This is a genomic window from Streptomyces sp. NPDC050211, assembly GCF_040656035.1.
Taxonomy (GTDB): domain Bacteria; phylum Actinomycetota; class Actinomycetes; order Streptomycetales; family Streptomycetaceae; genus Streptomyces.
The window spans coordinates 1-14,276 of the sequence record NZ_JBFALC010000119.1 but is presented as its reverse complement, the minus strand read 5'-3'; the positions used below and the strand labels follow the sequence as shown (position 1 = coordinate 14,276).

Below are 14,276 nucleotides of genomic sequence, written 5' to 3'. Positions count from 1 at the left end.
ATCCGCCAGGTCCGCCCGGTGCGCCGGGTGCGCCCGGCGGTACACCTCCGGGCGGCGTTCACCATGCCGCCACGGTGCTTTCCGACCCGGACCGGATGAGGCCGGGTGCGCCTGGCGCTCCGCAGCCTCCGGGTGCCCCGGGCACGCCAGGCTCTTCCGGGGGCCAGGGCGCCGTACACCACGCGGAGACCGTGCTGTCCGCGCCCCCGGCGGGCACGCCCGGCCCGCCTCCGCCTCCGCCACCGCCGCAGGCCCCGGGCGCACCGCCCGCCTCCGGCGCACCCGGCGTTCCGGGCGCCCCCGGCACGGCACCCGGCGCGGGTCAGGCACCTCCTGGTGCAGTGCCTCCAGGCCAGGTTCCCCCCGGCGCCATGCCCCCCGGTCCTGTCCCGCCCCCCACGCACCCCGGGCCGGGTCAGCCCATGCCCGGACACCAGGCGCAGGGTCACCCCGCGCCCGCACACCCCATGCCCGGCCAACCCGCACCAGGGCACCCCGCCCCAGGTCAGCCCGCGCCCGGACACCCCACCCCAGCCCAGTCCTCCCCGCCCCCCGGCCCCGGCCAGCGCCCCCCGGCCTACGGCTACCCCCAACCCCCCACCGCCCAGCCCACCGTCGGCCCCGGCTACCAAGCCGTGCTCCGCTACCGTGCGCAGGACGGGTCCGAGCAGCAACTGATCCGGCGTTCGGCGCCGGGGACGCCGCATCCGGAGTGGCAGATCTTCCATGAGCTGCGGGCGATGAACATCCCGCCGGACAAGGTGCTGGAGCTGCACACGGAGCTGGAGTCGTGTGAGCTGCCGGGTGCGTACTGTGCGCGGATGATCCGGGAGCAGTGGCCGCAGGCGCGGATCACAAGCATCGCCCCGTACGGCACGGATCACGCGAGCCGACAGCAGGGCATGCAGCAACTCCTCGCTCACCAGGGCGAGTTGCACCAGGTCGCCGACGGACCCGCGCGCCCCGCCCCCGTACGGGCGCCGCTTCCGCAGGTGCAGTCGGCGCCGCCGATTCCCCCGGAGGGGATCGCGCAGGAGCTGGCGGGTGCGTTCGGGCCGGGGATCTTCCGGTTCGAGGAGGCCGCAGTGTCCCGGCAGGGCGTGCCGCCGGTCGTGGCGCACTCGCTGGTGATGGCGGGGCTGCCGATGGACATGGGCCCGTTCTTCTGGGCGCAGGCCCAGCCGGGGCGGCCGGTGCCGACGCTGGCGGAGCTGGCGGCCGAGCGCGGGGTGCAGCCGGGGCCGGACGCGGGCTCGTACCTCGTCATGGGCAGCGACTTCGGCAAGGCGATCTGCGTGCAGTACGGGACGGCGAACATCGTCGCCGTCCCCGTGGAGGCGGGGCCGGGCGGTGCGTCCGTACCGCCGCAGTTCGTGAACACGGGCCTGCCCGAGTTCCAGCGCTGCCTGGCGCTGCTCGGCCGGATGTGGCGGCTGCGGTTCGGGCTGAACCAGGAGCAGGCCGGCCGCTGGACGGTCGACTTCCAGGCACAGCTGGCCTCGCTCGACCCGGCGGCGCTGGGTTCGCCGGAGAGCTGGTGGTCGGTGCTGCTGGAGCAGATGTGGGACGGATTGCTCTGACGCGCGGCTGACGTCGCGGCTGACGTCGTACGAAGATCCTCCGCGGGGGCCGGTCACCACCGGCCCCCGCGCTCTGTCTTGCGGCCGTGACCTCTGCGCGGAGTGTCGCGTTATGAACACTTCCATCCGATCCATCAGGATGTGCGCAAAATCAGTTGTATTTGATGCCACGTCTGATGACGTCACACCTGATGACGTCACGTCTGATGGAGAGGAGCCCCAGGATGAGCAGCGCACCGGTGTCGCCACATGGCTTCGTGGCCGTACGGGGGCGCGGCTACCGTCCCGCAGAGGCCGACGCGTATGTCGAAGCGCTCTCCCAGGACCGGGACGCCGCCTGGGAGCGCGCGGCGCGTCTCACCGTGCTCGCCAAGGACATGGAGGCGGAGCTCGTCCAGCTGCGCGAGACCGTGGCGCAGCTCGTCCCGCAGACGTACGAGGCGCTCGGGGAGGGCGCGCAGCGTTTGTTCCAGCTCGCGGAGGAGGAGGCCGCCGCCGTACGGGAGGCCGCGCGGCAGGAGGCGCAGCGCTGTGCGAAAGAGGCGCACGTGTACGCGACCAGTGCGCAGGCCGCGGCGCAGGCGGACGCGGACGTCGTACGCGCCGATGCCCTGGAACTCGCCCGCCAGGCCTTTGTCGTCGCGCGAGCCGAGGCCGACGAGATCCGTATCGCGGCCCGGCGCGAGGTGAAGGACAGCCGTACCGAGTCCCTCGCCGCGCTGCGGGAGATGCGGCAGCGCGTCTCCGCGATGCTGGCCGACCAGGCGAAGGAGCACGCCCAGCGGTGGGCGGAGGCGGAGCGCGAGGAGGACGAAGCCATTGCCGCGCTGGACGCGGCCTGCGCCGAGCGTGCCGCGCGTGCCGAGGCCGCGCTCGCCGACGCCAAGCAGGCCTACGCCGACGCCGAGGGCTCGATCGAGCGGCTCCAGGAAGAGGCGGACGCGCGGGCGGCCGAGGTGCTCGCCGAGGCGCGGTCGCGCCGGGAACAGATCGCCCGCGAGACCGAGCGCGTGCTGCGGGAGCACGGGGAGCGGTGGGACCAGGTCCGCGCCCACATCGACCGCGTACGCAGCAGCCTGACCGCGCTGAAGGCCCGCGCGACGGCGGAGTGAGAGCAGCGCTGAGCAGCGCTGATCCCCTGCTCTCACTCGCCCTGCTCCCCCCGCCCTGCTATCACTCGCCTCTGCGCACCGCCCCCGCCAGGATCGACCCCTCCACCGCCTCGTACTGCCGCCGCTGCTCCTCCGCCTTCCGCCGTCCGGAGATCATCGTCCCCAGCCATCCGAAGGCGAAGCCCGCCGGGATGGACACCAGGCCGGTGGTGGTGAACGGGAACCAGTTGAAGTCGGCCTCCGGGAAGGCGGAGAACGGTGACCCGGAGACCAGATTCGTGCCCGGCATCAGCAGCAGCACGACCACCGAGCCGCCGATCAGAGTCGACAGCAGACCGGCCCGCGTGTACCGGCGCCAGAAGAGGCCGTAAACGAGGGCGGGGGCGATGGCGGAGGCGGCGAGGCAGAAGGACAGGGTCACCAGGGGTTGCAGGCTGCGGTGCTGGACCATCGTGGCGAGCAGGATCGCCGGGACGCCGACGGCCAGCGCGGAGAGGCGGGCCAGCAGCATCTCGCGGCGTGGCGACAGTTCCTGGACGCGGGCCGCGTAGACGTCGTGGGCCAGGGAGTTGGCGCAGGCGAGGATCATGCCGGCGACGGAGGCGAGCACGGTGAGGAAGATCGCCGTGGTGACCGACGTGAACAGGAAGGTCTCCACCGTGGACATCTCCGCCCCGAACACCGCCCGCGAGCCCAGCAGATACGCGGAGTTGCCCTGCGGATCGGCCTGCACGATCGCCTCGCGCCCGATCAGCGCCGTCGCGCCGAACCCGACGACCGTGATGACCAGCACGAACAGCACGACCGACGACACCGCCCAGGACATCGAGCGCCGCACCTGAGGCGCGCTCGACGCGGTGTACATACGCATCGTGACGTGCGGCAGACACGCCCCGCCCAGCACCACCGCGAACTGCGAGGTCAGCATGTCCAGTTGGGGATGCGGCCCGCCGGAGAACTGCAGCCCCGACTCAAGGAACGCCGGCCCCACCCCGCTCTGCGCCGCCGCCGCGTCGAACAGCGCGCCCGGGTTCCAGTCGAACCGGTTCAGCACCAGTACGGCGACCACGGCGCCCGAACCGAGCAGCATCACGATCTTCAGGATCTGGATGAGAGCCGTGCCCTTCATCCCGCCGATCGCCGCGTAACTGATCATCAGCGCGCCCAGTCCGATGATGCAGCCGGTCTTCAGGGCCGAGCCCGAGAACCCCAGGATGTACGCCATCAACTGCCCGGTCCCCGCCAACTGCACCAGCATCAGCGGCAGCAGCGCCGCGATGGTCACCACGCACGCCGTGATGCGCACGCAGCGCCCCGGCATACGGCGGGCCAGCGCGTCCCCCATGGTGAACCGGCCCGCGTTGCGCAGCGGTTCGGCCAGCAGGAACATCAGCAGCATCAGCGACAGCGCGGTACTCAGCGCCAGCACGATGCCGTCGTAGCCGTACAGCGCGATCACCCCGCCGGTGCCCAGCACGGTCGCCGCGGAGACGTAGTCCCCGGCGATCGCCAGCCCGTTGCGCATGGGGGACAGGGAGCTGTAGCCGGTGTAGAACTCGTCGAGGTCGTCCCGGTCGGGCCCGGTCATCACACACAACAGCAGCGTGATGGTGACCACGGTGGAGAACGCCACGAGCGACATGGAGCTGTTCCCGAAGTCGGTACTCATCGCTCCCCCTCCCTCCCCTCCCGCTTGGCGTCCAGCGCGGCCTCCTTGCGGATGCGGTCGGCGAGCGGGTCGACATGGCGGCGGGCCGTGTACTCGTACAGCGCGATCGCCAGCCAGGTGACCGGCAGTTGAAGCAGCGCGAGCAGCAGGCCGGCGGGCAGTCCGTCGGTGACGGTGCTCGTCATGAACCCCGGCGCGAACGCCGACAGGATCAGGAACAGCGTGAAGTAGCCCAGCGCGGTGAGCGTGGCCACCCGCCGCTGCCAGCGGTAGGCGGTGCGCAGGATCCGCAGATCCCGGTGGTGCCCCAAGGGCGGCCGGTCCGGCACCCGCCGGGCGGCGGGCGGTTCGGGTGGGGGTGGTGGCGCCCAGGGGTAGGTGTAGGGGTCGTAGGACATCCCGGTGTTCCTTGCGTGGCTCGGGTCCGCTGGGTGACGGACCGCAGGGCTGTGGGGGGCGGGCGGAGTGCGCACGCTACTCGCTGGTATCCGGGACGGTCGAGGGTTTCACCAAACTGATTGGTCGGTACGCGCTTGCTACGCTGACCTGGGCTGTTACCCGCGTTAACTCAGACTTTTTACGATTACTTGACGTGAACCAGCGCTACGGAAACGGGTACGTCGGCCTGATCGTCGAGCCGCGCACGGAAGGTCACCCGGTGATCGACGCGCCGCCGCACGGAACTCCCCGCGACGAGAGTGAAGCGCACCGCCACCCTCCCCCCGGTCGGCACCCGCACCCGGCCCGAGCGACTGTCCGCCCGCACCGACCACCCACCGTCCCCACGCCCGGTGACCGTCACCCACCGCGCCGCCGCACCGAAGTTGTAGACGTCGACGACCATGCGCGTACGCCGACCCAGCCGATACCCGTACGGCGGCGGCGCGTCCCCGTTGTCCTTGCCGGGGGCGGCGTTGCGGGCGGAGTAGCGCTGGCTGAGGACGATGTGCTCGGCGTGCTCGGCGGGGGAGGGGAGACGGCGGCGGCCCTGAGGTGCGCCGCAAGGTTCGAAGTGCGCACGCGAGACGAGGTAGACGGGATCGGGCGAGGCGGTCACGGTCCCGGAGATCCGGCGCCCCATGATGTCGTACGCCACGCCGGGCAGATCGAGCCGCCGCATGCCCCGCTTCGTGGACCAGGCGACCGTCACGAGCTCCCCCCGCCCGCTGTCGAAGACGAACACGCTGACGCCATCGGCCAGTTGCCGGGCCTGAACGAACCGTGCCTCGCCCAGCAGCGAAGTCAGCGCGGCGAAGGCGCTGTACGCGGGCAGTGGTGCGAACTCCCGGTCGAACAGCCCGAAGTACACGCCGTCGTCGTGCAGCGGCGGCCCGGCGAACCAGAACTGCTTGGCGTTCCCCGCGGCCAGCCCCTCCACCATCGACTTCACCAGATACCGCGCCTGTACGGCCTCCTGCGCGGGCGTCAGATCGCGGGGTGTCTGCTGGAACGCCCCGCACTCCGTCATCCACAGCGGTACGTCCGCCCCGTGCCGCCGCGCGAGCGCGTGCTGCTCGTCCGCCGCACCGGGGAACTGCGGCTCGCCCGGCGCGGTGGGGTCGGGGTAGCCGTGGAAGGCCCAGACGTCGGCGTACCGGACGACGTCGTTCGCCAGCATCAGGTCCTGGAAGGGGCCCGCCTGCGCGATACCCGGCAGGACGACGAGCGGCGGCGCGTCGGACGCGTCCTTGACCCCGAGCGCGGCCGCCTTCACGAACGCGGCGTGGGCGTCGCCGGTGCTGCGGGTGGTGTCGACGTCGGGTTCGTTGGAGAGCTGGAGCGCCTCGGGGCCGGCTTGGGCGAGGCGGCGGGCGTAACGGTAGGCGTGTCGCAGGTCGGTGGGCAGGGGCAGTGAGGCGTCGGTCATCGCCCACTCGGGGGCGGGGGAGAGGGCGTCGAGAACGGCGAGGTCGTGGGCGCGCAGGGTACGGATCGCGCGGTCGTGGTGGGCGGTGTCGTACGCGCCCGGGGCGGGCTCGGCGACGGGCCAGGACTGTCCGTCGCGGACCCAGCCGGCGCCCATGTCCCCTACCGCAGCGGCGAATTCGGGGAGGCGGGAAGGGGGGACCAAGGAGGAGTGCCAGACGTTGACACCGAAGCGGCTGGCGGTGCCGGTGAGCGCGGGACGGGCGGGGAGGCGGGCGAAGGCGCCGGTGATGTTGTCGGCGTGGACGCGGTAGTGGCCGGGTGGGAGGCCGTGCGGGAGGGCGACGGTCACGGTGGTTCGGCCGACGGGGATGGTGGCGTCTCCGTCGGCGACTCGGTGTCCGTCGTAGTCGGTGACGGTGTAGTGGACGGCGTACGGGCGGGTCGCGTGCCCGTCGAGGGTCAGGTGCAGGCGGGCGGGCTCGCCGTCGCGGTGGCGGGGGACGGTGAGTTGGTGCAGGGCGGGGTGGAGGTGGAGGAGGCGAAGGGTGAGGTGGTCGAGGGAGAGGGCGTAGGCGGTGGTGGTGTCGAGGACGGCGGGTTCGCGGACGCGGAGGGTCAACGTGTTGTCGCCGCGCCGGAGTTCGACACGGCCGAGGTCGAGTAGGGAGAGGTCGCCCCAGGCGGGCTTCGACGCGTACCAGTGCGGTTGGGAGCGGGCGAGGTCGGTGAAGGGGCCGTTGTTGATGCGCAGTTGGAGGTACGAGGCGACGGCCTCGGTGTGCGGGGTCTCAAGGGGGGCGGTGGCGACGGCGGTGAGGGCGTAGACGCCGGCGTGAGGGACCTTCACGCGGTACGTGGCGAACCAGCCGTCCGCGGAGGGAGGTCGCTCGGTCGTGAGCAGGGCGAGATAACGCCCGCCGGATGCACGCCGGTCCCGCACGACGGGGATGTTGCCGCGCACCGGTGACTCACCCGGCACCGTGATCGTGACCGTGCCCGAAGCCGGAGCTGCAGCCGCGTGCGCGGAGGGAACACCCACCACCACGACCCCGAGCCCCGCCGCAAGAGCCGTACGCCTGTTGAAGTCCATACCTCAAGCAGACGCGGAGGGGGTGTCCCCGGGCGTCGTTCGGGGGGACGGCGGGACCCTGAAGGTGGGGTCGGGGGCGGGGGGTGACATCCCTAGGGGATCTGTGAGTTGGTGGATTCTGGGTTCGTTGCGCGTGCACGTCAGCCGTGCTTGGCTCGCCCGATGAACTTTCTGTTGACGGCGGGTGGCCTGCGCAACGAGACACTGCGGGATGCGCTGCGGGACATGCTGGGAAAGCCGTTCGGATCGGCGAACATCGTGTTCGTTCCCACGGCATCAGTCGCCGAGCCCGGGGACCACGGGTGGTTCGTCGAGGACATGCACCGGCTGTACGGCCTCGGCTGGCGGGAGTTCGACGTGCTGGAGCTGAACGGCCTGCCTCGGCAGACGGCTTCCTTAAGGCGCTGGAGAACCGGGTCTATGTGGGGGTCAGCGCCGGATCAATGATCTTCAGCCGCAATCTCACCGCACACTCCGCCGACGTCATCGGGGACACCACGGACCTCCACGTCCTCGGCGCGACGACCGTGGAGCCGCCGTTCGGCCTCTTCGACTGGTATCTCAAGCCCCATCTGTACTCGCCGGATTTCCCCGAGCGGGACGACGCGTGGGCTGACCGCATCGTTGCTCGGGCGGACTTCCCGATCTACTTCATCGACGACGAGACGGCCGTTCGCGTCCGGGACGGCAAGGTGGATGTCATTTCTGAAGGCCGGTGGCGGTTCCATCCGTGACTCAACGTGTGGTGGGGAGCCCCGGGACAGGGCAGTGCCGGTAGTACGGGCTGAGTCGCTCCGGCGTGGTTCGACCGAGAGAAGTGACGAAGGCGGACCAGGCGGGGGCGGAGAAGATGATCGCCGGGCATGACGCTGCGGGTGTCCCGGGACGGTGGGCGGACCTGGGGGCCGGAAGTGACGTACCAGCCGTCCAGGAAGGACGCCCCCATCGACCTCGCGGGACGGTTTCCGCCCTGTCAGTGTCCTAGGTGCGCGCAGCGGTAGGAGACTCCGGGGCGGTCAGCCAGCGTGATGGGCTCGATCTCGACGAAGTCGTTGCGCTCCAGGACCCGTCGCGACGCCAGGTTGTCGAGAGTCGTGGCGGCGGTCAGGGCGACGAGCCCGTACGTCGTTCCCGCCACCCGGCGTATCTCCCGCACCGCCGCGGTGGCCACGCCCCGGCCCGCCGCGCCTTCACCTATCCGGTAGCCCAACTCGGCGGATCCGTCCGCCACATCGACCAGATTGACGCGGCCGATCAGGTCGCCCTCCTCGTCCAGCACCAGGTGGAAGTGGCACACCCCTGCTTCCTGCTCCGCCAGCAGCGCCTCATGGCGTGCCGCGAACTCGGCGAAGTACGCGTCCCCGCGATCCGGTATCGAGCGCGCGAAGTGCGCCCGGTTCTCCCGCTCGAACGCGAGCAGTACGCGCGCGTGGTCAGCGCGCAGCCGTTCCAGCCTCACCGTGGGACTCACCCTTACTCCTTTACTCCTTGAGTACCGGGAAACGCCTCGGCGCCAGCACCAACAGCACCACGAACGCCAGCGCCGCCGCCCCCGCCGCCCCCAAGTACACCGCGTGCACGGCGTCCGCGATCGCTCGCCGTACGGACTCCGACGCGGCGCCCGCGTCCAGTGCGCGTGTCACCGAGTCGAGGTCGCTCGCGCCGCCCAGCCGTGCTGCCAGCACGCTGTTGGCCACTGCGCCGAAGACGGCCGCGCCGATCGTCTGGCCGGTCTGGCGGCAGAAGAGGACCGAGGCGGTCGTTGTGCCGCGTTCCTCCCAGCCCACCGTCGACTGAACGCCCACGAGCAGCGGGAGTTGGAAGAGGCCGAGGGCTGCCCCCAACAGGAGCATCAGCAGGGCCGGTTGCCAGGCCTGGCCCGGGTAGGGGAGGAAGGGGAACGCCAGCAGGAGCAGAGATGCTGACCCCACCCCGAGCATCGCCGTGTTGCGGAAGCCGATGCGCCGGTACACGTGCTGGCTGCATGCCGCCGAGATCGGCCAGCTCAGGGTCCAGACGGACAGGACGAAGCCGGCGGCCACCGGGGCCAGGCCGAGGACTGATTGGGCGTACGTCGGCAGGAACACCGTCGGTGCCACCATCAGCAGGCCGAGGGCGCCCAGCGCCAGGTTCACCGCCGCGATCGTGCGGCGCCGCCATACCCATCCGGGGATGATCGGTTCGGCGGCTCGGCGCTCGACGATCACCACGACCGCTACGAGCGCGAGTCCCGTACCGAACAACGCCAGGGATGGTGCGGACAGCCAGGGCCACGCCACCCCGCCCTGCACCAGTGCCGTCAGCAGCACGCCGCCGCAGGCGAACACCGCGAGTGCGCCCGCCCAGTCGACACGCGCGCGTGCGGCCCGTTCGCGCTCGGGTTCGTGGAGGTACCGGACGATCAGCCACAGGGCGACCGCCCCTATCGGCAGGTTGATCAGGAAGATCCAGCGCCAGTCCGCGTACGCCGCCAGGATCCCGCCGATACCCGGTCCCGCGACCGCCGACACCGCCCACACCGTCGACAGCTTGGACTGGATCTTCGGGCGTTCCTTCAGTGGGTACATGTCGGCTGCCAGCGTCTGGACCGTGCCTTGGAGGGCCCCGCCGCCCAAGCCCTGCACGATCCGGAACGCGATCAGCGCGCCCATGTTCCAGGCCACCGCACACAGCAGGGAGCCGAGAAGGAACACCACCGCGCCCGCGATGAGTACCGGTTTGCGGCCGAAGGTGTCGGAGAGCTTGCCGTAGAGGGGGAGGGTGACGGTCACGGCCAGGAGGTAGCCGGAGAAGAGCCAGGAGAAGACGGAGAAGCCGCCGAGGTCGCCGACGATCTGTGGTACGGCCGTGGAGACGATGGTGGAGTCGAGGGCCGCCAGCGCCATCGCGAGCATGAGGGCCGCTACGACGGCTCCCCGCTTCTCGGTTCCGGTGCGCTGTGCGGTGTCGGGTATCGCAGGTCTCGTACTGCCCACCGGGCTTCCTTCCCCATGCATTCCCCTTGCATCTATCTTCCGCGCGCCAGCATCCCACTTGCGCCTCACGTCGCGGGAGGGTGGAGGCTGAGTGCGTCCGAGGGTGGAGGGAACCCCGAGGCGCGCTCCACCGAAGGGTGGACTGCCCCTAGGGGTCCCTCCGTACTAGGGCTCGGGGAGGGTTCGTACCGGCGGAGGACGAGACGGGTACGGGGTCGTCCTTAACCTGGCTTTACGCCGAGGGGGGCGCCGTACCGAACCCGCGGGGGTGGGGTTTTCCCCAGGAAAAGACGGGGTCGGGCACCAGCGCGCAGGACCCCCTGCCGCGACCAGACTCATGGGCGTACCGAGTACCGAATCTCACGCAACAGCGCACGACCGTACGAACGCACGGTTCCGCTGGACCGACACGCTTCATCTGCTGACCGACATAGGAGACATACCGTGACATCGGCTGTGACCATTCCCAGGCACGGGGGTACTGGAGGGCGTACGGCCGTTGCCGCGCGGGCGCGGCAGGTCGTCAAGGCGTACGGGTCCGGTGAGACCCGTGTCGTCGCCCTGGACCAGGTGGACGTGGACATCGCTCGCGGGCAGTTCACCGCGATCATGGGCCCCTCGGGGTCCGGCAAGTCCACCCTGATGCACTGCCTCGCCGGGCTCGACACCGTGACGTCCGGGCAGATCTACCTCGACGACACCGAGATCACCGGGCTGAAGGACAAGAAGCTCACGCAGTTGCGCCGGGACCGGATCGGGTTCATCTTCCAGGCGTTCAACCTGCTGCCGACGCTCAACGCGATAGAGAACATCACGCTGCCCATGGACATCGCCGGGCGGAAGCCCGACAAGGCGTGGCTGGGGCGGGTCGTCGACACCGTGGGGCTGAGTGACCGGCTCAAGCACCGGCCGACGCAGCTGTCCGGCGGGCAGCAGCAGCGTGTCGCCGTGGCCCGCGCGTTGGCCGCCCGGCCGGAGATCATCTTCGGTGACGAGCCGACCGGAAACCTGGACTCGAGGGCCGGCGCCGAGGTGCTCGGGTTCCTGCGGCGGTCCGTCGACGAGCTGGGGCAGACCATCGTGATCGTCACCCACGACCCGGTGGCCGCCTCGTACTCCGACCGCGTGCTGTACCTCGCCGACGGGCGCATAGTCGACGAGATGTACAAGCCGACTGCCGAGGCCGTCCTCGACCGGATGAAGGACTTCGACGCCCGGGGACGTACGTCATGACCGTCCTGAAGACCTCGATGCGCAACTTCTTCGCGCACAAGGGCCGCATGGCCCTCTCCGCGGTCGCGGTGCTGCTGTCGGTGGCGTTCGTGTGCGGCACGCTCGTGTTCACCGACACCATGAATACGACGTTCGACAAGCTCTTCGCGACGACGTCCTCCGATGTGACGGTCTCCCCGAAGGAGGCCAAGACCGACGAGGCCCCGCAGAACGGCGTCCCGGAGTCGCTGCCCGCCTCGCTGCTGGCGCAGGCCCAGAAGGCCGAGGGCGTCAAGTCGGCCGAGGGCGCGGTCAGTTCGATGAACGTGACCGTCGTCAACAGCGACAACAAGAACATGGGGTCGACGACCGGCGCGCCCACCATCGCCGGCAACTGGACCAAGAACGACCTGCGTTCGATGGAGATCACCTCCGGACACGCCCCGCGCGGGCCGACCGAGGTGATGGTCGACGCCGACACCGCCGACAAGCACGACCTGAAGCTGGGCGACGAGCTGCGCACCATCGCGCAGACCGGTGACTTCACCGCGAAGATCGTCGGTATCGCCACCTTCAAGGTGACCAACCCCGGCGCGTCCGTCGTCTACTTCGACACCGACACCGCCCAGCGCGAACTCCTCGGCTCCACCGGCCGGTTCACGCAGTTCAACGTCACCGCGGCGGCGGGCGTCTCCGACGCGCAGCTCAAGCAGAACGTCGCGCAGGCATTGGACGGCACGTACAAGATCCAGACGCAGCAGGAGACCGCGGACGAGAACCGCAAGGACGTCGGCGAGTTCATGGACGTCATCAAGTACGCCATGCTCGGCTTCGCCGGGATCGCCTTCCTCGTCGGCATCTTCCTGATCATCAACACCTTCTCGATGCTGGTCGCCCAGCGCACCCGCGAGATCGGCCTGATGCGGGCGATCGGTTCGTCCCGCAAGCAGGTCAACCGTTCCGTGCTGGTCGAGGCGCTGTTCCTCGGTGTCGTGGGCTCCATCCTCGGCGTCGCCGCCGGTGTCGGTATCGCCATCGGCCTGATGAAGCTCATGTCGATGGCCGGGATGAACCTCTCCACCGACGACCTCACCATCAAGGTCAGCACCCCGATCGCCGGTGTGATCCTCGGCGTCGTCGTCACCGTCCTCGCCGCCTACCTGCCGGCCCGCCGCGCCGGCAAGGTCTCCCCGATGGCCGCGCTGCGCGACGCCGGTACGCCGGCCGACGTCAAGGCGGGCTGGATCCGCGGCGTGATCGGCACGGTGCTCACGGGCGCCGGCGGGTTCGCCCTCTACACCGCGGCGAACGCGGACAAGGCGAGCGAGGGCGCGCTGATGCTGGGCGCGGGGATCGTCCTCTCCCTCATCGGCTTCGTCGTCATCGGCCCGCTGCTGGCGGGCGGGGTCGTCCGGGTGATCAGCGTGGTGCTGCTGCGGGCCTTCGGTCCCGTCGGCCGCATGGCCGAGCGCAACGCGCTGCGCAACCCGCGCCGCACCGGTGCCACCGCCGCGGCCCTGATGATCGGCCTCGCACTCGTCGCCTGTCTGTCGGTCGTCGGCTCCTCGATGGTCGCCTCGGCCACCAGCGAGCTCGACAAGTCGGTCGGCGCGGACTTCATCGTCCAGGGCAACCAGCGGATCGTGCCGCAGGCCCAGAAGGCGATGGAGCAGAGCCCGGGCCTGGCCCACGTCACCTCCTACAAGGACGTCGAAGCCAAGCTGACCTCCCCGGACGGCAAGACGGACGACACCAGTCTCACCGCCGCCGACCCGACGTACGCGGAGGACCTGCGCCGCGCCACCACGGCGGGCAGCCTGCCGGCCGCGTACGGCAAGGACGCGATGTCGGTCGGTACCGACTACGCCAAGAAGCACGGCGTCCGGGTCGGTGACACCATCACCGTCGCCTTCAAGGGCGGTGAGACGGCGAAGCTCAAGGTCGCCGCCATCACCGACGACGACACCGCCATCGACCAGGGGGCGCTCTACACCAGCCTCGAGACGATGCGGAAGTACGTGCCCGCCGACAAGATCCCGCCGAACGAGATCATGTTCGCCAAGGCCAAGGACGGTCAGCAGGACCAGGCGTACGCCGCCCTGAAGAAGGCACTGGAGCCGTACCCGCAGTACCAGGTCCGTGACCAGACCGACTACAAGCAGGAACTGAAGGACCAGGTCGGCCAGCTCCTGAACATGGTCTACGGCCTGCTCGCCCTGGCGATCATCGTGGCCGTCCTGGGTGTCGTGAACACCCTGGCCCTCTCGGTGGTGGAACGGACGCGGGAGATCGGCCTGATGCGGGCCATCGGCCTCTCGCGGCGCCAACTGCGCCGGATGATCCGCATGGAGTCGGTGGTCATCGCCCTGTTCGGCGCCCTGCTGGGCCTCGGCCTCGGCATGGGCTGGGGCGCCACCGCCCAGAAGCTCCTCGCCCTGGAGGGCCTCAACGTCCTGGAGATCCCCTGGGTGACGATCGGCGGCGTGTTCATCGGCTCGGCCTTCGTCGGCCTCTTCGCCGCCCTCATCCCGGCGTTCCGGGCGGGCCGCATGAACGTCCTGAACGCCATCGCGACCGAATAGCCACCGCATACGGGGGTTGCGGGGGAAGGGCCTGGTGCCGGGGAGTCTGGGGGGACTCTCCGGCACCGGGCTTGTGCATGTCGGCTCGGATTTCGCCCCCGCCGCCCCTACCCGTCCCATCACTGGGGGCTGCGCCCCCAGACCCCCGCTTCGGCCTGAACGGCCTCGTCCTCAAACGCCGGACGGG

9 protein-coding genes and 1 pseudogene are annotated in these 14,276 nt (G+C 70.5%); 5 read left to right on the top strand and 5 right to left on the bottom strand.

The window, feature by feature from the left end; genetic code table 11:
• Together AB0I98_RS48035 and AB0I98_RS48030 are read left to right on the top strand one after the other, a co-directional pair.
• Positions 1-1,580 (top strand): SUKH-4 family immunity protein (locus tag AB0I98_RS48035; RefSeq protein ID WP_362952573.1); only part of this gene is annotated, 1,580 nt, incomplete at its 5' end.
• Positions 1,581-1,804: 224 nt separating this feature from the next.
• A complete protein-coding gene (locus tag AB0I98_RS48030) occupies positions 1,805-2,692 on the top strand; it encodes a cellulose-binding protein (RefSeq protein WP_362952571.1) in 888 nt (295 codons plus the stop codon).
• A 61-nt stretch (positions 2,693-2,753) separates the two neighbouring features.
• Here the strand turns inward: AB0I98_RS48030 and AB0I98_RS48025 are convergent, their stop codons facing one another.
• The 3 genes from AB0I98_RS48025 to AB0I98_RS48015 all read right to left on the bottom strand — a co-directional run bounded on the left by AB0I98_RS48025 (position 2,754) and on the right by AB0I98_RS48015 (position 7,320).
• Positions 2,754-4,361 (bottom strand): cation acetate symporter, encoded by a 1,608-nt coding sequence (locus tag AB0I98_RS48025; protein ID WP_362952569.1) that lies wholly within the window; start codon positions 4,359-4,361, stop codon positions 2,754-2,756.
• Positions 4,358-4,759, bottom strand: coding sequence for a DUF485 domain-containing protein (locus AB0I98_RS48020; protein WP_362952567.1), 402 nt, complete (start codon positions 4,757-4,759; stop codon positions 4,358-4,360). The genes AB0I98_RS48025 and AB0I98_RS48020 overlap by 4 nt, the downstream gene beginning before the upstream one ends.
• Positions 4,760-4,944: 185 nt before the next feature.
• On the bottom strand, positions 4,945-7,320 hold the full coding sequence (locus AB0I98_RS48015) for a hypothetical protein (protein ID WP_362952565.1): 2,376 nt from the start codon (positions 7,318-7,320) through the stop codon (positions 4,945-4,947).
• A 162-nt stretch (positions 7,321-7,482) separates the two neighbouring features.
• On the opposite strand from AB0I98_RS48015, the pseudogene AB0I98_RS48010 reads away from it, so the two are divergent.
• Positions 7,483-8,054: pseudogene (locus AB0I98_RS48010) on the top strand (Type 1 glutamine amidotransferase-like domain-containing protein).
• 239 nt (positions 8,055-8,293) lie between these two features.
• Here AB0I98_RS48010 and AB0I98_RS48005 read toward each other — a convergent pair.
• Positions 8,294-8,791, bottom strand: coding sequence for a GNAT family N-acetyltransferase (locus AB0I98_RS48005; RefSeq protein ID WP_362952563.1), 498 nt, complete (start codon positions 8,789-8,791; stop codon positions 8,294-8,296).
• Positions 8,792-8,801: 10 nt separating this feature from the next.
• Positions 8,802-10,295, bottom strand: coding sequence for an MFS transporter (locus AB0I98_RS48000; protein WP_362952561.1), 1,494 nt, complete (start codon positions 10,293-10,295; stop codon positions 8,802-8,804).
• Between the two features lie 444 nt (positions 10,296-10,739).
• On the opposite strand from AB0I98_RS48000, the gene AB0I98_RS47995 reads away from it, so the two are divergent.
• Both AB0I98_RS47995 and AB0I98_RS47990 read left to right on the top strand, forming a co-directional pair.
• Positions 10,740-11,528, top strand: a complete 789-nt coding sequence (locus AB0I98_RS47995) for an ABC transporter ATP-binding protein (protein WP_328363204.1) — start codon at positions 10,740-10,742, stop codon at positions 11,526-11,528.
• Positions 11,525-14,089: an FtsX-like permease family protein gene (locus tag AB0I98_RS47990; protein ID WP_362952559.1), complete on the top strand. Its 2,565-nt coding sequence runs from the start codon at positions 11,525-11,527 to the stop codon at positions 14,087-14,089. The genes AB0I98_RS47995 and AB0I98_RS47990 overlap by 4 nt, the downstream gene beginning before the upstream one ends.
• Positions 14,090-14,276 lie beyond the last annotated feature (187 nt).